Here is an 18,162-nt window from a genome sequence, read left to right on the forward strand (position 1 = left end):
CATTTAACCAAGCTATGTTAGCTAAAGATAGGGTGTTTGCCATTCGTGCAGGCGCCTATACTTCTAGCGACATCAAAGAAGCCAGTTTTAATTATGGATATATCAGCGGTGATACTTTCAAACCTGGCGGAACAGTTGCTGGTTCGGCTAAATTGACCTTTACATCTATCATTACTACTTTTAACAAGTTGGATAAGATTTATCCAGAAATTGGGCTCTTGGTAGGCGATAGCTATGAATGGGTCGCCATGGGTGAGTATTTTGTCAATGACATCAGTATTGACCGCAACAGGAATACTACCGAATTGGACTTGATGGACGGCATGTTCAAGCTAAACCAGCCCTATGTTTCTGATTTGACTTATCCTGCGCAGATTCGGGATGTTATTCGTGAGATTTGTGTAAAGACAGGAATAGAGCTAGAGACGGACAATCTAGGTCTTAAAGCTATCCAGAGACATATCGAAGCGAAAGCAGATAAAAATGACATTACTTTCCGAGAAGTGTTAAGCCAAGCGATTCAGTTACTTGGCTTTTCTGCTTTTTTTAATCGACAAGGGAAGCTTGAAGTCCGTGGTCTGACAGAATCAAGAATCACTGTCACTGCTGATAATTATTTTTTGCATGGTTTGACCAAGAGTGAAATCCAATATCAGATTGCTGGTATTACTTGTAAGAAAGACAAGGAAACGCTGACAGTAGGCTTACGAACTGGACGTTCATTGGAGCTTGAAAATAGCTTCATGAACCAGAATCTATTGGATGAATTGTATTATGAGCTAAAAGACATCAAGTATTACCCGTTTTCGCTTGATTGGCAAGGGCATTTGAAGCTAGATGTCGGTCAATGGGTAACGCTCAAGACAAACAAAAACGAGACCTACAAAGTCCCTGTCCTGAGTCAATCTTTCAGTTTCAAGGGCGGTCTTAAGTCTAAGATTAGCGCAGACAGTAAGGCTGGGAATGATACTCAGTATGCTTATAAGGGATTTTTAGGCAAGCGCATCGAGCAAATGTCTACTGAGATCGAAGCAGAGGTCCAACAGCAACTGGAATATAAGGATAAGGAATTTGATGAAAAAATTAATAAAGTCAAATCCGAAATCAACGACGGCATCGAGCAAGCCCAAGCTGAGGCTGAGCGACATGCAGACAATATCAAGAGAAGTATTGATACTGAAATCGCCCAAGTCAACCAATCCATGCAAGCTCAATCTGAAGAACACGACAGACAGGTCGCGGACATCTTATCCAAGGCTCAATCTGTCGAATCACTTGCCAACCAAGCCAAGGCGGATGCTGCTAGTGCATTGGCTAGGGCTAACCAGGTCAAGACGGAGGCAATCGCAGATGCAAGAGCGCAGGTTGCGACGGTCAGTCAAGCCTTAAATACTGCTAAGTCTGAGCTACAGACGGCAATCGCTAGTGCCGACCAAAAGGCTAGAGATAGTCAAGCGAGTGCTACAGTCTTGCGCAATGACCTTAACTTGCAAGCTGGCAAGATTTTGGAGCAAGCACGAGCACAGACGGATTTGACCAATCGAGTGACGACAGTTGAAACTCTGGCTGATGGTACGAGGTCAACAGTCGCAGAACTCTCTAAAACCGTTTCTAAGGCGACTGGAGACATCGCTAGTGTTACCAGTCGGACAAAGGTTGTTGAAGATGGTCTGGTTGGTGTTAAAAATAGCTATGGAACTATTAGTCAAAAAGTAAACACTCAGACTGGTCAAATTACTAGCATTAATCAAAGAACGGCTCAACTCGAGTCTGGTCTTAATGGCGTTAAAGAGAAGTTCGAAAACATAAAAATCGGCTCAAGGAACTACTTTAGTCAGTACTTGGCAAACTATGACACGTCTGGTATTTATGCTATTCGTCTTGTTAGCGAAACACAGCCTATCACGGTTACAGTAACTGACAAGGACACGTCTGTCAATGTATCTGGTTGCTACTTTGGGTTGTTTAAAGATAAGGCTGCCAAACAAGGTGCACAATGGTTTTTATCAAATGGCACTTTGTACAATGCTAAAAAAACAATATCAGGCTGGCCGATACTGGTTGTTTATCCCAAAAACCAAGCTACGCTTGATAAGATTTTCAGCCGTTACAAGGTCATGGTCGAGATTGGGAATATCGCGACCGATTGGGTGCCTGCTGAGGAGGATTTTAGACATGAGCTTGCTACTTATGTCCGAAATGCGGAAGAGGATAGTACAGAGCTATCTAGACGGATTGAAACTGCAGATGGTAAGGCAGTTGATGCTAAGACCTACGCTCAGCAGACAGCGACTGCAATCAATACTCGATTAGAGAGCCTAGAAACCTACAAGAACGCGGAAGGGGCTAGAGTTGAGCAGTATTTAACTGCTAGTCGGGAGGAGACAGCGAGACAGTTAACTGCCGAGCGTACCGCGATTGCTACTAACTACGTTGCTAAGTCTACCTATGACGAAAATGTCCGCGGAACAACGTTAAAACTCAATGAGATTAAGTCTACCGCAGATAATACCAAGCAAAATCTAGCGACTTATCAAAATACAGTTGATGGGAAGTTGGAAGAATTGACCTCAAGTACACAGACGCTTGATGGGGAAATCAACACTGCAAGTGCCAAAATCACTCAAAATGCACAAGAGATTAGCAAACGTCTGACAAGTACACAAGTCGATAAAGCAATCACAGATAAAGGGTATCAGACTAAGAGTGATGTTGATAATAACATCACAGGTCGTGGGTATATCACTAGTAGTGCACTGCAACCTTATGCGCTATCCACGACCGTACAGAATCTTGTGCAAGAGACAGCTGGTAGCTTTGAGCGTCAGATTACAGAAACAAGAGGTCTGATACCGACGGAAGTCAATCAAAATCTTTTTGATGTTGTTTTTAGTGATTTAAGAGCAACTGGAGGTGCTAGCTTTGTACAATCTGATGATGGTTGGATTGAGGTTACGATTAAAAATAGGTGGTCTGGCTTCCATTGGCTTTATTCGGATAATATAAAACCGTCAGAAAAACAATATGTGTTGAGCTATGAGGCTTACCTAGTGGATACAGTCGCAAATACTGCCTATCTTGAGACGGACTTTGGCAGTCCAGACCAGTCTTTACCTATCAACAAAACACCGAAGCGTTATACAGTTGTATTAAATAGACCTGCTAATATCCATAATTACATCAATTTTGTGTGTAATTCCTCAGAAACTGGTAAAAAATTTAGAATTCGAAATATTAAGCTTGAGGAAGGGATTGTTGCGACTCCTTACATTGCGCCATTCCCAACAACAGTATTGTTTAATGCTGTTAAAGACACCGTAGACGCTCATAAGCGGCTTATTGGCAATGGCGATAGCATATCGCAAGCAATCCAATCTGCAAACAAATTTGAGCTGTCTATTTCAAGCGGTGGTGACATTTATCAAGCGATTGAGACGGCTAAAGGACTAGTCACAGAGGTGTCTGGCACTAATGGGCTTAAGACGCAGGTCAGCACGTTAGCAGGGTCTTATGCTGTTAAGAATCTGAATAGTTCTGGTGATATCTTGTCACAAGCCAACCTATCATCTGATTTATTCTTGCTTGAAGCGGCTAAAATACGTTTGAAGGGGAAGACCTTGGCTGATGAGATTCAAGCGATCGACGGTAAGTTTGAAACACTTTTTGTCGCAGATGGTACTTTTGCCAAATTAAATGCAACTGTCATCGGCTCTCAAGCAATCACGGCTGACAAGCTGAAGGTAGACCAGGCATTTTTTGACAAGTTGATAGCCAATGATGCCTACTTGAAACAACTTTTTGCCAAGTCAGTTTTTACCACTCAGGTTCAAGCTGTCACATTGTCGGCAAGTAAGATTTCAGGTGGAATTTTGACCGCGACCAACAAAGCTATGGAAGTCAATCTAAACGCTGGTCAAATCTTGTACTATACGGACCAAGCAGCTCTCAAGCGTGTTTTAAACGGCTATCCCACCCAGTTTGTCAAATTCGCAACAGGCACGGTTACCGGCAAGGGCAACGCAGGTGTGACCGTGATTGGCTCCAACCGTTGGAACTCTGAATCGTCAAATGATGGCGGATTTGTCGGAATTAGGGCTTGGAACGGTCCAAATATTGACCAAATCGACGTGGTTGGAGATACGGTCAGATTGGCAAGCTCAGCGTTTGAAGCAGCGGATGGATGGAATATCAATACCTTGCCTGGGAAATTAGACATCGATGCATTTAATGCTGATCACCGCGCTTCGTCCAAGATAAAAGTTGGGGATTTGTGGTTGTGGAAAAACGCTACGACATACTCGAGCATGAGAGATACCATAAATTTGATCATCGACAACTTACAGCTATTACACAACAATAAATCGACAGAGAGGGGTTATAGCTATACTCTACCAGCAAAAGTTTAGGAGGAAACATTTAAATGAACCAAGAACAAATTAACCAAGCGCTACGCTTGACTAATAACGACCTTGTGGCAAAATTGTCCGAGGAAATGACAACGAAGAACTTGCTCGCTGTGCAATTAACCGAAGCACAACAGACCATCGTAGGTCTGCAGACAGAAATTACTGAGTTAACAAAGCAACTGGACGAAGCTACTAAACCAGCGGAAGAAATCATCGAAGGAGAATAATCATGACTGAAACTACTAACAATACTTTACTCGACTTATCAACTATTACAGAACCATTTGACCTTGCGACTGCATTGCAGTACATGAAGGAAAACGGGGAATTTATTCGCTGTAAAAATGCGACAAATGATTTTTATATGTACCGTGATGTCCAACGTCGACCAGGTATTGTCAACGGCCGTCGTCAATTCGTAGAAGTTGAAACTGTGTGGGCCTTTAATCAGTGGGGCGGAACTACAACGACAATCAACGTTGCTGATCTCTTCAATGAGGAGTTCTACATCATGCAGTTTGATGAAAACGGAAATCCAGACTGGACAGACCCGACAGCAGGAGCGGAGGCGTAAAGCATGGTTATAATGTTATCTAAAATGCCACCGCATCCTTCAGGGATGTTTGATTTTCTACGCGAGCTTATTGCAACAGAGGACGGTCTTGTCCTCTTTTTGCTTAGCTTAATTGTGGTCATGGAAATCGTTGATTTTCTGTCAGGTACCTTTGCTGCTATGATTAATCCTGGCATTGAGTACAAGTCAAAAATTGGCATCAATGGTCTTATCCGTAAAATGATGGGCATTATCTTGCTGACAGTCTTAATTCCAATGTCGGTGCTTTTGCCTGAGCAGACGGGCGTGGCGTTTCTTTACACAATTTACGTTGGGTATCTTATTTTGACATTTAAGAGCTTGGTAGAAAACTACGGTAAAGCAAAAGGGGATACAAGTATATTTGCTAATGTGATTTTAGCGCTTGAAAAATTAGTTAGAAGCGAACCTAAAACCCTTGATGCCAACAAAATTTCTACTGGGACTATCCAGCCTGAAAAAATGAAAGCAGATTTGGGTGAGGGGAATATTGCATTTAATTTTGAAAAGGAGGACTAATCATGCAATTTGACGAAGTAATCGAGTTCAACGACGAACTCTATCAAAAAAATATCGCTGACCACGAATTTCCGAAAACGGATGATTTAGATGGTAAAGGAGGAGGATATGAGTAATCTAGGTCTTAAAATGATTCAAATGCCTGTACCTGCTGCTAAGTATGGTATTAAGTGTCCAAACGCTATGGTCCCTCAATGGTTGACCATCCACAATACCGCAAACAATGCGTCTGCTTTAGCGGAAATTAGTTATATGAACGGCAACTGGAACGAAGTATCTTATCATTGGGCGGTGGATGATGTGCAGGCTATTCAGGCGATTGCCCACAATCGTAATGCCTGGCATTGCGGTGATGGTCTTGGCCCAGGTAATTTGACCTCTATCGGTATTGAAATTTGCCACAGCTTGACCCCTGGCAATCCAAAATATGCAAAAGCTGAGGATAACGGAGCTAAATTAGCAGCGATTATCTTGCATCGGTTGGGTTGGGGCGTTGACCGCATCCGCAAGCATCAAGATTGGTCTGGCAAATATTGCCCGCACCGCATCTTGGATAATGGCAACTGGGAAGGTTTTAAAGGTAAAGTACAGGCTTATCTATTGCAATTGCAAGGCAAAGCAGTAGTAGCACCACAGCCAGCCCCTAAAGTAGTGACTGCCCAACCTAGAACGGCTAGTGTTAACACTGGTGCTCGTGAATATGCGGAAACGGGTGTGTTTACCGCCACAGAAGACATCTATTTCCGCAATGAGCCGAACCTAAACGGTCGTACACAAGGCATGTACTACAAGGGCGAGTCAGTGACTTATGACCGTGTCCGTGTTGATTATAACGGATTCGTATGGATTAGTTGGATTTCTGCAAGCACAGGTATTCGTCGTTGGATGCCGATTAAGGTTCGTAAAAATGGCCAGACCACAGAAGTGTGGGGCAATGTAAAATAGCATTTTCAACCCAGCGTTTGCTGGGCTTTTTTGTTTGCCCGAATTTCAAAAAAATAGCGTTTTTTTGATTTTCGACAGCCTAAATAGTTGCCATCTTGCTGGACATTTTGCAAAATTGCCATTTTGACAAATTAGTTTGCTAGAATTGATTTCTATTTGCTCAAAATAGGCAAAATGACAAAATAGCAAAAGCCCTCAGCGTTTGCTGGGGGCTTGTTTTTGTTTTATATTGCCTAGTGGCTCAGAATTGCCCTGTATAGCGTTTTAATTGCCTGATAGGGTAAATATACCAGAACGCTATAAAGTGCTTAAAAACGCAAAATAAGGACGTTTTCAGAATGGTTATGTATTAAAGTAAAAACCCTAGCGGTTTGCTAGGGTTAAAACGGTAAGTTCATCGGGTGGTATAGCGTGATATTTCCAAGTAAGTCCTGAATGTCAGTCTTGAGCGTTTCGAGGTTGTTGCGGTCGCCATCACTTTCATAATAACGTGATACGATTGCTTCAAATTGCTTGGTTAGTTGTTCGTTTCCAGTTCCTTGTTTAATTTCAAGAAGGTGGTGTACACTGTCGAAGTTAGAATAATCTGCCAACTCCCAAGCGGTATTGTAGATGATTTTGTCTGTTTTCTGTTTAGTTGTATTTTGTTATATCTTCGTAAAATTGATTCTCAAGGGTCATGATTCTTTGAGATAACTCAGCGGAGTCAACCTCAAATAGTTCAACATCGCAGTTGCCGAAGTGAAGAATTTTCGGGATTTCTTCACTTTCTTTGCAACGTTTTTTGATGGCTCTGGCTGTATCTGCATCAGATAGGATGCAGTAGTTTTCTTGTTTATGGTTGATATACAATCCTGATAATTGTCTCATGTTACTAACTCCTTTTTTTGATAAATTAAGCCGCCGTATAGACGGCTCTGTATTTGTCTATTCTGTCACCGTTTCAAACTACAAGATAGTCGCTTGTGCAAACTTGCGGTTTATATGTCCGACTTTTTGCCAAATGTCGCCAACAACAAAGCCATAACAGTCTCGTTTGATATCGCTGTAAGATACCTTGGCAAATATTTCAGTCTCATTTGTTTCTTGATTCCACGCAACGCGATAGCCTTGCGAGATTAATTCTTTGATTAATTTATTGTTTGCTTTAATGTTTTCTAGATTTGTCATGTTGTATCTTCTTTCTATGTTAGTGTTGGCTTCTGTAAGGGTTGTTCATTTCGTCTTCTGCTTGTTTGTACATTCCTTCCGCGAATCGGTCTGCAATTCGGCATGATGCGCTGGAATAGCTGTTTAAAGTGATGCAGTATTCTGAACCGTCTTTCATGTAGCATTGAGTTTTTTTATTTTTTAAAATAGTTCCTTTGTCGTATCCGTTTAACTTTTCGATTGTTATAGTTTTGGCTGTTACTTTGATGACTTTATAAAAATCGTAGTTGGTTTGGTCATATCCCCATGTTGAGCAAAGCACATCACCAACTAGCGCGCCGTGTTGATTGATACTTGTTTCAACTTTGATTTTTGTTTTTGCTGGTTTCAAGCTCGCTTGGCGCTTAGCGTTAAATGCTTTAATACGTTCGTTCATTGCTTGTAGTTCTGGTGTTAAGTTTGTCATGTTGTACCTTCTTTCTTTTTTTGAGGTACTAAAAAAGTACCTGATGGGGTTTACTAATCAGGTACTTCATGATATACTATGTATACCTTGCTAGTACCTTGGTATTAGTATGGGGCTTGCGATAGTCTAAAACCAAACTTTGGTCGGGGAGGTTTTAGGCTATTTTTATTTTTCTATTTTCGAAACTATCCAATCCGCTACGGTCATACCGTTATTATGTGCCGATTGTTTTATTTGGTTTCTTTCTTCCTCTGTTACTCGTATATTTAGCAACTTGTTTCTTTCTCTGCCTGTTGGCGGTCGTCCTCTTGGGCGTTTCGGTTCTTGCATTTTTCTGCTCCTTATGTTATACTTATGCCAAGGGTAGAGGCTGAGAGTTTTCTCAACCTCTGAGGAATTAGAAGAAGAGTTTAATTAGTTCTAGAACAATAATGATTAAGTTAATAATTCCCGTTATTAGCTGAATCAGTTCTAAGCTGTTGAACTCTTTTTCTTTTTTCTTACGCCTATGCATAAGTTTCCTCACCCCCTTTCTACCCATGGCATCGTTCAGGGGGATTTGTTTTGCAAGCTCCTGAACTAGCTTACGAGATTATTATACGGCATAGCCGTTTAATTGTCAAGCATTTTTGTGCAATTTTTAAAAAAAAATTTTTAAAACACTCAGAAACCGCATAAGGTCAGGGATTTTGTTGTATATCATGTGTACCTGTTTAGTTGTCAAAGGGCTTTATCAGGTACGCAAAAAGCGTACTTGACTAGACCAAGCACGCATGATACAATATTAGTATCTTGCTACTTGGTAGTAGGGTGGTTCAGCTCTTAACGTGTCAGACGCCAATCTTAGTCACGTTAGGGGCTTTTTTATTTCTTTATGGTTTAAGTTTATCATACGCTCAAACGTATGTCAAGAGAAAAGATAATTTTTTTTAAAATTTTTTCTTTTCTTCTAAAATTAAATCTTCTAACTCTTCAAGGTCTTCTTTTGTAGCCTTGGTTCTTACGAAGTTTTTTGCTGTACTCTTTGCGCTAGTGTATAGACGTTTCTGTCTATTTTCCTCGCTTGCGTGATAGTAGCGTTTATTCGCTTCATTCTGTTGGGCTTGCGTTGCGTATCCCTTACGCTTTTTTTCTTGCATTTTGGTACCTCCTTTGTTATACTATTATCAAGGGTAGGGAAAGCCTCACGGCTTGCCCTGAAAAAAACTTAGGCGAAGAGCTTGAAAACAAACTCAAGGACGATACAGATAATCGGAGCGACTGCAATCGCTAAGCTTATCCGTTCAGAGCGTTTCAGCTCTTTTTCTTTTTCTAAACGTTTCCGTCTAGACAAATGTTTAGCCATAAGTTCATCCCCCTTTCTACCCTTGATATAAGAATCTCGGGGGATTTCGAAAGTCTGTCACCCTTTCGATGATATAAGTTTATCATACGCTCAAACGTATGTCAAGAGAAAAGCGAAAAAATTTTAAATATTTTTTTCACGCTCTAAAATTAAACCTTTGAGCCAATTCAAATCATCAGAAGTAGCACGCTTTAAAATAAAATTCTTAGCGTGACTTTTTGACGAAGCATATAACGTTTTTTGTCTAGCTTCTTCACTAGAACGATAATAGCGCCGATTCGCCGCATTCTGTTGCTCTTGCGTTGCATAGCCCTTACGCTTTTTTTCTTGCATTTTGGTACCTCCTTTGGTATACTAATATCAGAGAAAGGGCTAGGCTAGTAACCTAGCCCATGGAAGAATTAGAGGAAGAGCTTGATAACAAACTCTAGGACGATGCAGACAAGTGGAGCGACGGCAATCGCTAGACTTATCCGTTCAGAGCGTTTCAGCTCTTTTTCCTTTCGCCTTGCGGCTTTCCTACTTTTCATTTCTTCCACCTCCCTTCGTCCCTGAAAAGCGAGGGAGCAAGTGGATTTCAAAGACGTTTCTGCCTTTGATGGTTATATAGTATCATACCTTGCGAAGTATGTCAAGCATTTTTATAAAAAAATTTGAAATATTTTTTAAACACTCAGAACAGTATTAAAAACAAGCGTCAAACTTATCTGATTTTTGGATAAGTTTATTTTTTTGGCTTTAAATGGTAGAAAGTTTGTCAGGTTGACGCAATAAAACGCATAATATCAAGCGTTTGAGCTGTTTTTTATGTTGTTCTGTCAATTATAACGTAAACCTAAAACAACGCTAGCAGACGATAAAGGGAGCGGGATGGCGATAAAATTCGGAAATACCCCCAACTTTTTTGAACGGGGGTGGGTTTGTTCGGGATTCAACGACGCCGGCCTCTTCCGTGCACAATTTTCCCTTTTTGAAATTTTTGAAGGTGTCAATATGGTGTAAAAATACACAAAAAGCGAATAAAAAGAACACCTAATCCAGTAGGTATTCTCAAAAATGTATTGACTAAATCAGGAGCTTTATGTTACAATAATTATAGAGTGATAACCAAAGTGTGGAAACAATTCTTGAAACAACTGTTTTGAAAACACTTTGAAAACTCCCACCAGCTCCATATATGGAAGATTACTCAAGAGGCTCAAGAGGCCGTGTTGGAAACGCGGTAGGCGTGTAACAGCGTGCGTGGGTTCGAATCCCATGTCTTCCGTATGGCAAGAACGATGAAAATCGTTCTTTTTTCTTGCACTTGAAATTATCTAATAAGAATAATGTTCATTTTTTGTGGAGATTGTCTTGTATTTTGTCAAAAATATGATATGATAGTTAACAATCTACTTACGAAAGAGGAAGTGTTGATGTTGAATGTACAAGAATTAGCCAAGACAGAATTGCATTGCCATTTGGATGGTTCCCTATCTTTATCGGCAATCCGACAACTTGCCCAACTGGCAGAAATTTCCATTCCAGACAAGGATGAGGAACTCAGAAAATTGGTCAGTATCGAAGGCAAGGTGGATAGCCTGATGACCTATTTGAAAACTTTTGACTTTATCCGTCCACTCTTACAAACCCCAGAAGCATTGGAATTAGCTGCCTACGATGTTCTAGGTCAAGCATCAGAGGATGGAGTCCTCTATATTGAACTTCGCTTTGCACCAGAACTGTCGACGGATCAAGACTTGACTATTTTAGAAGCGGTCTCAGCAGTTTTAGTTGGACTAAACAGGGGGCAGGAAGATTTTGGAGTGGTTGCTAAACTTCTGGTTTGTGGTTTAAAGCAAACGAATACGAATCAAACGAAGGAACTCTTTTCGGCTATTGCTGATTTGGCACCGAAAGGATTGGTTGGCTTTGATTTTGCTGGAAACGAGGCAGACTACCCAACTCATGAGCTGGCTGAGTTGATTGACTACACACAATCTCTAGGTTACCCCATGACCTTCCATGCTGGTGAGTGTGGTTGCGTGACCAATGTAGCCCAAGCTCTGGCCTTGGGTATCAAGCGGATTGGACACGGAACGGCTCTTAGTGGTCAAGCTGAGACTATTCAGGCTTTTGTCAATAGCGGAGCAACGCTTGAGATGTGCCTGACTTCTAATCTCCAGACCGGAGCAGCTCAAACTTTAACAGACTTCCCCTATGAACAGCTGGTTCAAGCAGGAGCAAAGATTACCATCAATACTGATAATCGAACGGTTTCCAATACAAACCTAAATAAAGAATATCAGCTATTTATAGAGTATTTTGGAACTACCAAGGAAGAATTTCATCAATTCAATAGAAATGCTATTCAAGCAAGCTTTGCCAGTGAGGAAGAAAAGGCAAACTTACTTGATGTCCTAGCTCAAAAGTATAATTTGTAAAAAGAAAGCTCTAGGCCATGTCAAAACGACCGGCAAAGAGCTTTTTCTTATTGCAAATTCAATTTCTTGGTCATGATAAAGTGTGTACCAAAATAGTAGGCAAAGGCCAGAATGATATTGACCAAGGCCAAGATAGGACTTGGGTATAATGGTAGTGCTGAATTATAAAGGTTCTCTAGATAATTGGTAAAAATGAGAGCTCCAAACACACCGAGAACAATTGAAATTCCGATATAGGTTAAAATGGCAAACAGTAGACGGTGATCTTTAAACAGTTGACCAACAGAGATGGAGAAGTAGATCAGCAAGATTCCCATTGTTGACTCAATCAGCATATAGAATAGATGTGCAAATATGACAGGCCAGTCTAATGCTTGTACAACAGTATGCAATTCAGGAATCATGATTTCCTCGGTTCCGAGCATGAGAACAGCTAAAATGATTCCGATTGAAAGAATAATGGTAACTCCTGCTAAAAAGTACCAAACCAATGAAGCTACAAGTTTGCTGAGGATAATTTGGTGGCTGGAGACAGGTAAGGTCATAGTTAAATAACCCTGACGTCCATAGACATTTTTTCTAAAACGATTGATGACCATGAAAAAAGTTGATAAACCGAGTGCTGCAATTAAGATACCGAAGGTCATGAAGGATGTACCGAAAAGAACCATTTCAGCACCGCCAGGTTCAGTGCTTCCAGCTTGTGCCCGTAAGGTCAAAGCTTGTAACCAGAATCCAAGTATTGCAGATAGGACCAATGCACCTGCATAAATTCCCAAATACCATTTACCTACGGATTGAAATTCGTATTTCAATAATTTTTTAAACATAGCAATCTCCTTCTAACTAAGCCTTAAAGTCTTGGCGGAAGAGTTCGTCAATAGACTCGCCACTTTCAATGCGAAGGTCATCCACGTTTTCATGGCGAATAACGCTACCATATTGTAGGAAAATGACTTCGTCCAAAATCTGTTCAACATCTGAAATCAAATGCGTGGAAATGATTACAGAGGCAGTAGGCGAATAGTTGTTGACGATGGTTTTTAAAATATAATCACGAGCAGCAGGGTCAACACCACCAATTGGCTCATCCAAGACATAGAGTTGTGCCTGACGGCTCATTACCAAGATCAGCTGAACCTTTTCCTTGTTCCCTTTTGACAGGTGTTTCATGCGGCTGTTCAAGTCAATCCCCAGATCTTGCAAGAGGTGAAGGGCGCGTTCCTTGTCAAAGTCCGCATAGAAATCTGTAAAGAAGGTGATAGCATCAGAAACCTTCATGCTTTCATCAAGATAGGTCGTATCTGGCAAATAAGATACAATAGCCTTGGTTTCTGGCGATGGGGTGCGGCCATTGATCAATACTTGACCGTATTCTGGTTGCAACAGACCGTTGATCAATTTAATCATGGTTGTTTTACCCGAACCATTTGGTCCCAAAAGTCCTATGATTTTTCCAGCAGTCAACTTCAAATTGACATTATTTAGGGCGACAGCTCCACCATAAGATTTTGAAACTTGTTGTAGCTCAACCAAAGTATATGCGTTATTCATAAGTGACTCCTTTCAAATAATCATCTAACTGGTGGGTTAATTCATCTTGATTGAAGCCCAAGTCCAGCATATTGGTCACAAAGTTTTCAAGTTCTTTCTGTGCCAAGTGAAGTCTGGTCTGTGAAATCAATTCCTGATTGTCTGTGACGAAACGTCCTGTTGTGCGGACTGAGTAAACAAATCCTTCCGTTTCCAAATCAGACAGGGCCCGTTGCACCGTGTTTGGATTGACGCCAGCTATTTCAGCCAAGTCACGCACGGTTGGCAATTTATCTCCCGATTTCAATTGATTGGTCACAATCTGTAATTTTATAGTATTACTGATTTGAATATATATGGGCATATTGTTGTCAAATTTCCAAGCCATTATTCTTTCCTTTCTAGGCATTTTTGCCAATACCTATGTTCTAACAAAATAATACAATAAAACATGATAAATTGCAAGTCTTTTGATTGCATTTCTTGAAAAAATTTTCCTAGAATATTTGGTATAATAGAAGAAATAAAAAGGAGAAGACCATGCTGGCACAACTAGATACAAAAACCGTCTATACCTTTATGGATAGCATGGTGACCATTGAAGAATATGTAAAGAGAGCCAAGTCGCTGGGCTACCAAGCCTTGGGGATGATGGATAAGAATAGTCTATATGCGGCTTACAGTTTTATGGAAACTTGTCAGAAGACAGGAATACAGCCAATCATCGGCTGTGAATTGGACTGGCAGTTGGAGGGGCAAGAGCGAGAATTGACAACTCAGTTGATTGCCTTGACCACCAAGGGCTATAGAAATCTCTTGAAAATTTCGACTGCTAAGATGACAGGGCAAGATGATTTTGAAACCATTCGTCAATATTTAGTCGACATAGCAGTGATTGTTCCTTATTTTTCTGGCATTGAGCACCTTGAGTTAGGTGCTAACTATTATATCGGAGTGACGGTTGATACACCAGTTCAAGACTTTAAGCAAGCAATACTCCCAATTCATACGGTTCGTTTTTTTGAAGAGGAACAATTGGAAAGTCTACAGGTTCTCCATGCTATTCGAGATAATATTCCACTTAATCAAGTTGCAGATATAGATAGTCGACAAAAGCTTTTATCGGCTGATAGCTTAACCAATCTATTTTCTAATCGGTTTCCGCAAGCAGTTGATAATTTACGTGACTTGGTTGCAGGGATTTCTTATCAATTAAATACAGATTTAAAATTGCCGCGTTTTAATCGTGACAGACCTGCAGTGGAAGAATTATACGAGCGCTCCTATCAAGGATTAGAAGAGAAGGGCTTGGCTAATTCACTATATAAAGAACGTTTGGAAAAGGAATTATCCATTATTCATCAAATGGGATTTGATGATTATTTCTTGATTGTATGGGACCTACTTCGTTTTGGACGTAGCCAAGGGTACTACATGGGAATGGGGCGCGGTTCAGCTGTTGGAAGCCTAGTTGCCTATGCCTTAAATATCACAGGTATTGATCCTGTTAAGCATAATCTTCTCTTTGAACGCTTTCTCAATGCTGAACGTTATTCAATGCCCGATATTGATATTGATATTCCAGATATTCATCGAGCAGATTTTATTCGTTATGTACGAGATCGTTATGGTTCAACCCATGCTGCGCAAATTGTAACCTACTCGACTTTTGGAGCTAAGCAGGCCATTCGTGATGTATTTAAGCGTTTCGGAACACCTGAATATGAGTTAAGTAATATTACCAAGAAAATTTCATTTAGGGATAGTCTTACTTCTGCCTATCAGCGAAATGCCGCTTTTCGTCAGATTATCAATAGTAAGATAGAGTACCAAAAAGCTTTTGCGATTGCTCAACAAATTGAAGGGCAACCCCGACAGACTTCTATCCATGCAGCAGGGATAGTGATGAGTGATGAGGACTTGACAGATACCATCCCTCTTAAAATAGGGGATGACATGCTGGTAACCCAATATGATGCACATGCTGTTGAGGCGAATGGTCTGTTGAAAATGGATTTCCTTGGCTTACGAAATCTGACCTTTGTGCAAAAAATGGCAGAAGGAGTACGTGAACGTTATCAGCAGGAAATTGATATTGCCAAGATAGATTTAGAAGACAAGAAAACCTTGGAACTTTTTGCTGCTGGTCGGACTAAGGGAATTTTTCAATTTGAACAGCCTGGTGCGATTAGCCTGCTTCGAAGGGTCAAACCTGGTCGATTTGAAGATATAGTTGCAACAACGAGTTTGAATAGACCGGGGGCTAGTGATTATTCGGATAACTTTGTAAAACGCAAACATGGACAAGAGACAGTTGATTTGTTGGACCCAACCATTGCTCCTATTTTACAACCGACTTATGGTATCATGCTTTATCAGGAACAGGTCATGCAGATTGCACAGGTCTATGCAGGATTTACGCTTGGTAAGGCGGATTTACTCCGCAGGGCGATGTCTAAAAAGAATGCCCAGGAAATGCAGGCAATGGAAGCGGAATTTTTACAGGGAGCACTGAAAAACGGACATGCTGAAGAGAATGCAAGGGAAATATTTGGCATGATGGCCAAGTTCGCTGGTTATGGTTTTAACCGTAGCCACGCCTATGCTTATTCAGCCTTAGCCTTTCAAATGGCCTATTTCAAGAGTCACTATACAGATGTCTTTTTTGATGTCATGCTCAATCATTCTAGCAGTGCTTATATTGAAGATGCGATGCAGTTTGACTTTGAGGTAGCTCGACTCACGATTAACAATATTCCTTATCACGATAAGTTTGATAAAAGTAAGGTCTACCTAGGATTAAAAACACTAAAAGGTTTGCCTAAAGATTTAGCATTATGGATATTGGATCATCGTCCCTATAAGTCTGTAGAAGATTTTATTTTGCGCTTGCCAGATAATTTCAAGAAAAAAGATTTACTAATCCCTCTTATTCAGATTGGTTTATTTGATGATTTTGACGCCAATCGTAAAAAGATTATTGAAAATCTAGACAATCTCTTTGTCTTTGCAGAGGCAATTGGTACATTTTTTGCAGAGGAGAGTTATAGTTGGACAGATGTGGAAGATTACAGCGACAGCGAAAAATTTATGCTAGAGCAAGAATTGCTAGGTGTTGGTATTAGTCCGCATCCGTTAGTCAATATTTGTCGGGAGTCTAAGCGTAGTTTTACAGATTTGGCTGATTTAGCGGTTGGCAATCGGGCGACCGTTCTTGTGCAGATTCAAGCTATTCGACTGATTCGTACCAAAAAGACTGGGGAGCAGATGGCATTTCTTCGAGTGACAGATACCAGGAGGACGCTTGACGTAACTCTTTTTCCAGAATCTTATCGCCAATACGCTTCTATTTTGGAAGAAGGGGGAATGGGATACATCACAGGTAGAGTGCAAGAACGCGATGGACAGTTGCAATTAGTTCTAGAAAAATTAGAGCCTGTCAGTTTGGAGAAATTTTGGATTCTTTTGGAAAATCGAGAACACGATTATGCCGTTGCTCGTATTTTGGATAAATATAGAGGAAGCATTCCAGTAGTACTTCATTATCAAGATAGTAATCAGACAATTCAGGCTGAGCACCACATGGTTATGAAAACGCCTCAATTAGAAGAAGAGTTAAGTGAATTTGTTATGAAAACGATTTTTCGATAAAAAAATAGCAAAAAGTCAAGCAAGTTTAGGTTAAGTATGTTATAATAGGGCAGTTAAAATGAAAAGTTAAAGGAGCATTAACGAATGAAACGTATTGCTGTTTTGACCAGTGGTGGTGATGCCCCTGGTATGAACGCTGCTATTCGTGCAGTTGTTCGCCAAGCAATTTCAGAAGGAATGGAAGTTTATGGAATCAACGAAGGTTACGCAGGTATGGTTGCGGGTGATATCCATGAATTGTCTGCACGTTCTGTAGGTGATATTATTTCACGCGGAGGAACATTCCTTGGTTCAGCTCGTTATCCAGAATTTGCCAAATTAGAAGGGCAACTTAAAGGGATTGAGCAATTGAAAAAACATGGTATCGAAGGTGTAGTTGTTATCGGTGGTGATGGTTCTTACCACGGAGCAATGCGCTTGACGGAGCATGGTTTCCCAGCTATTGGTGTACCTGGTACAATTGATAATGACATCGTAGGTACAGATTTTACAATCGGTTTTGATACAGCTGTAACAACTGCTATGGATGCGATTGATAAAATCCGCGATACTTCATCAAGTCACCGTCGTACTTTCGTTGTTGAAGTAATGGGACGTCATGCGGGAGACATCGCTCTTTGGGCTGGTATTGCTTCTGGAGCAGATGTTATCGTTGTTCCAGAAGAAGACTTCAATATCAACGATATTGTTGACCGTATTAAAGCGGGCTACGACAATGGTAAGAAACATAGCATCATTGTTTTGGCTGAAGGTGTTATGCCAGCTGCACAGTTTGCTGAAGAATTGAAAGCAGCAGGCGATACAAGTGATCTTCGTGTGACAGAACTTGGTCATATCCAACGTGGTGGTTCTCCAACAGCGCGTGATCGCGTACTCGCTTCTCGTATGGGTGCTCATGCCGTTAAATTGCTTAAAGAAGGACGTGGAGGTCTTGCAGTAGGTATCCGTAACGAGCAAATGGTTGAAAATCCAATTCTTGGTACTGCGGAAGAAGGAGCATTGTTCAGCTTGACTGCAGAAGGTAAGATTGTCGTGAACAATCCACATAAAGCAGATTTGGATCTGGCTGAATTGAACCGTAACTTGTCAATCTAATTTGACATTTCATTAAAGTGTTATTAAGGGTCATAAGA

At 40.8% G+C, this 18,162-nt stretch carries 19 protein-coding genes and 1 tRNA gene; 9 read left to right on the forward strand and 11 right to left on the reverse strand.

All coding sequences use genetic code 11. The features are described 5' to 3' along the window. Positions 1–14: 14 nt before the first annotated feature. From PHA78_RS03930 to PHA78_RS03950, 5 genes are all read left to right on the forward strand, one after another. Positions 15–4,406 (forward strand): hypothetical protein, encoded by a 4,392-nt coding sequence (locus PHA78_RS03930; protein ID WP_272158562.1) that lies wholly within the window; start codon positions 15–17, stop codon positions 4,404–4,406. 14 nt (positions 4,407–4,420) lie between these two features. Next, the gene (locus tag PHA78_RS03935; protein WP_044759846.1) at positions 4,421–4,633 is read left to right on the forward strand and encodes a hypothetical protein; all 213 of its coding nucleotides are present in this window, start codon (positions 4,421–4,423) and stop codon (positions 4,631–4,633) included. A gap of 2 nt (positions 4,634–4,635) precedes the next feature. Continuing rightward, complete coding sequence (locus PHA78_RS03940) at positions 4,636–4,980, forward strand: hypothetical protein (protein WP_024419281.1); 345 nt, start codon at positions 4,636–4,638, stop codon at positions 4,978–4,980. A gap of 45 nt (positions 4,981–5,025) precedes the next feature. Beyond that, positions 5,026–5,517 (forward strand): phage holin family protein, encoded by a 492-nt coding sequence (locus PHA78_RS03945; RefSeq protein ID WP_202822138.1) that lies wholly within the window; start codon positions 5,026–5,028, stop codon positions 5,515–5,517. A 108-nt stretch (positions 5,518–5,625) separates the two neighbouring features. Then, positions 5,626–6,462: an N-acetylmuramoyl-L-alanine amidase gene (locus PHA78_RS03950; protein ID WP_052805275.1), complete on the forward strand. Its 837-nt coding sequence runs from the start codon at positions 5,626–5,628 to the stop codon at positions 6,460–6,462. 633 nt (positions 6,463–7,095) lie between these two features. Here PHA78_RS03950 and PHA78_RS03955 read toward each other — a convergent pair. From PHA78_RS03955 to PHA78_RS03990, 8 genes are all read right to left on the reverse strand, one after another. After that, a complete protein-coding gene (locus PHA78_RS03955) occupies positions 7,096–7,332 on the reverse strand; it encodes a hypothetical protein (protein WP_105096967.1) in 237 nt (78 codons plus the stop codon). Between the two features lie 78 nt (positions 7,333–7,410). Next, on the reverse strand, positions 7,411–7,632 hold the full coding sequence (locus tag PHA78_RS03960) for a hypothetical protein (protein ID WP_044672442.1): 222 nt from the start codon (positions 7,630–7,632) through the stop codon (positions 7,411–7,413). 19 nt (positions 7,633–7,651) lie between these two features. Further along, positions 7,652–8,077 carry a hypothetical protein gene (locus PHA78_RS03965; protein WP_044672441.1) on the reverse strand — a complete coding sequence of 142 codons (426 nt, stop codon included), beginning with the start codon at positions 8,075–8,077 and terminating at the stop codon, positions 7,652–7,654. A gap of 165 nt (positions 8,078–8,242) precedes the next feature. Beyond that, positions 8,243–8,407, reverse strand: a complete 165-nt coding sequence (locus PHA78_RS03970) for a plasmid mobilization protein (protein ID WP_153308778.1) — start codon at positions 8,405–8,407, stop codon at positions 8,243–8,245. 599 nt (positions 8,408–9,006) lie between these two features. Next, positions 9,007–9,216 (reverse strand): hypothetical protein, encoded by a 210-nt coding sequence (locus PHA78_RS03975; protein ID WP_024378877.1) that lies wholly within the window; start codon positions 9,214–9,216, stop codon positions 9,007–9,009. Positions 9,217–9,284: 68 nt separating this feature from the next. Beyond that, complete coding sequence (locus PHA78_RS03980; protein ID WP_153308474.1) at positions 9,285–9,422, reverse strand: hypothetical protein; 138 nt, start codon at positions 9,420–9,422, stop codon at positions 9,285–9,287. 123 nt (positions 9,423–9,545) lie between these two features. Continuing rightward, complete coding sequence (locus PHA78_RS03985; protein ID WP_024378876.1) at positions 9,546–9,755, reverse strand: hypothetical protein; 210 nt, start codon at positions 9,753–9,755, stop codon at positions 9,546–9,548. 68 nt (positions 9,756–9,823) lie between these two features. Next, positions 9,824–9,952, reverse strand: a complete 129-nt coding sequence (locus PHA78_RS03990; RefSeq protein ID WP_256787867.1) for a hypothetical protein — start codon at positions 9,950–9,952, stop codon at positions 9,824–9,826. Positions 9,953–10,601: 649 nt separating this feature from the next. On the opposite strand from PHA78_RS03990, the gene PHA78_RS03995 reads away from it, so the two are divergent. Together PHA78_RS03995 and add are read left to right on the forward strand one after the other, a co-directional pair. After that, a tRNA-Ser gene (locus PHA78_RS03995) sits at positions 10,602–10,689 on the forward strand. Positions 10,690–10,837: 148 nt separating this feature from the next. Beyond that, entirely contained in the window at positions 10,838–11,845 is a 1,008-nt protein-coding gene (add, locus tag PHA78_RS04000) for an adenosine deaminase (protein ID WP_024377437.1), read from the forward strand. Positions 11,846–11,892: 47 nt separating this feature from the next. On the opposite strand, the gene PHA78_RS04005 is transcribed toward add, so the two are convergent. The 3 genes from PHA78_RS04005 to PHA78_RS04015 are packed head-to-tail and all read right to left on the reverse strand — an operon-like array spanning position 11,893 to position 13,766. Then, complete coding sequence (locus tag PHA78_RS04005; RefSeq protein WP_002940953.1) at positions 11,893–12,675, reverse strand: hypothetical protein; 783 nt, start codon at positions 12,673–12,675, stop codon at positions 11,893–11,895. A gap of 16 nt (positions 12,676–12,691) precedes the next feature. Continuing rightward, a complete protein-coding gene (locus PHA78_RS04010; RefSeq protein ID WP_024377436.1) occupies positions 12,692–13,399 on the reverse strand; it encodes an ABC transporter ATP-binding protein in 708 nt (235 codons plus the stop codon). Then, positions 13,392–13,766 carry a GntR family transcriptional regulator gene (locus PHA78_RS04015; protein WP_024377435.1) on the reverse strand — a complete coding sequence of 125 codons (375 nt, stop codon included), beginning with the start codon at positions 13,764–13,766 and terminating at the stop codon, positions 13,392–13,394. Before PHA78_RS04015 ends, PHA78_RS04010 begins: the two co-directional genes overlap by 8 nt. Positions 13,767–13,918: 152 nt before the next feature. On the opposite strand from PHA78_RS04015, the gene PHA78_RS04020 reads away from it, so the two are divergent. Together PHA78_RS04020 and pfkA are read left to right on the forward strand one after the other, a co-directional pair. Further along, the gene (locus tag PHA78_RS04020) at positions 13,919–17,029 is read left to right on the forward strand and encodes a DNA polymerase III subunit alpha (protein WP_024377434.1); all 3,111 of its coding nucleotides are present in this window, start codon (positions 13,919–13,921) and stop codon (positions 17,027–17,029) included. A gap of 84 nt (positions 17,030–17,113) precedes the next feature. Beyond that, positions 17,114–18,124 (forward strand): 6-phosphofructokinase, encoded by a 1,011-nt coding sequence (gene pfkA / locus PHA78_RS04025; protein WP_002940961.1) that lies wholly within the window; start codon positions 17,114–17,116, stop codon positions 18,122–18,124. Positions 18,125–18,162: the final 38 nt, after the last annotated feature.

Source organism: Streptococcus sp. HN38, assembly GCF_028335765.1.
GTDB classification, from domain to species: domain Bacteria; phylum Bacillota; class Bacilli; order Lactobacillales; family Streptococcaceae; genus Streptococcus; species Streptococcus suis_P.

Bases quoted from the DNA above. Each gene is read 5' to 3' on its own strand.
- PHA78_RS03930 (WP_272158562.1), top strand. From the start codon at position 15: ATGTTAGCTAAAGATAGGGTGTTTGCCATTCGTGCAGGCGCCTATACT.
- PHA78_RS03935 (WP_044759846.1), top strand. From the start codon at position 4,421: ATGAACCAAGAACAAATTAACCAAGCGCTACGCTTGACTAATAACGAC.
- PHA78_RS03940 (WP_024419281.1), top strand. From the start codon at position 4,636: ATGACTGAAACTACTAACAATACTTTACTCGACTTATCAACTATTACA.
- PHA78_RS03945 (WP_202822138.1), top strand. From the start codon at position 5,026: ATGTTTGATTTTCTACGCGAGCTTATTGCAACAGAGGACGGTCTTGTC.
- PHA78_RS03950 (WP_052805275.1), top strand. From the start codon at position 5,626: ATGAGTAATCTAGGTCTTAAAATGATTCAAATGCCTGTACCTGCTGCT.
- PHA78_RS03955 (WP_105096967.1), bottom strand. From the start codon at position 7,332: ATGAGACAATTATCAGGATTGTATATCAACCATAAACAAGAAAACTAC.
- PHA78_RS03960 (WP_044672442.1), bottom strand. From the start codon at position 7,632: ATGACAAATCTAGAAAACATTAAAGCAAACAATAAATTAATCAAAGAA.
- PHA78_RS03965 (WP_044672441.1), bottom strand. From the start codon at position 8,077: ATGACAAACTTAACACCAGAACTACAAGCAATGAACGAACGTATTAAA.
- PHA78_RS03970 (WP_153308778.1), bottom strand. From the start codon at position 8,407: ATGCAAGAACCGAAACGCCCAAGAGGACGACCGCCAACAGGCAGAGAA.
- PHA78_RS03975 (WP_024378877.1), bottom strand. From the start codon at position 9,216: ATGCAAGAAAAAAAGCGTAAGGGATACGCAACGCAAGCCCAACAGAAT.
- PHA78_RS03980 (WP_153308474.1), bottom strand. From the start codon at position 9,422: ATGGCTAAACATTTGTCTAGACGGAAACGTTTAGAAAAAGAAAAAGAG.
- PHA78_RS03985 (WP_024378876.1), bottom strand. From the start codon at position 9,755: ATGCAAGAAAAAAAGCGTAAGGGCTATGCAACGCAAGAGCAACAGAAT.
- PHA78_RS03990 (WP_256787867.1), bottom strand. From the start codon at position 9,952: ATGAAAAGTAGGAAAGCCGCAAGGCGAAAGGAAAAAGAGCTGAAACGC.
- add (WP_024377437.1), top strand. From the start codon at position 10,838: ATGTTGAATGTACAAGAATTAGCCAAGACAGAATTGCATTGCCATTTG.
- PHA78_RS04005 (WP_002940953.1), bottom strand. From the start codon at position 12,675: ATGTTTAAAAAATTATTGAAATACGAATTTCAATCCGTAGGTAAATGG.
- PHA78_RS04010 (WP_024377436.1), bottom strand. From the start codon at position 13,399: ATGAATAACGCATATACTTTGGTTGAGCTACAACAAGTTTCAAAATCT.
- PHA78_RS04015 (WP_024377435.1), bottom strand. From the start codon at position 13,766: ATGGCTTGGAAATTTGACAACAATATGCCCATATATATTCAAATCAGT.
- PHA78_RS04020 (WP_024377434.1), top strand. From the start codon at position 13,919: ATGCTGGCACAACTAGATACAAAAACCGTCTATACCTTTATGGATAGC.
- pfkA (WP_002940961.1), top strand. From the start codon at position 17,114: ATGAAACGTATTGCTGTTTTGACCAGTGGTGGTGATGCCCCTGGTATG.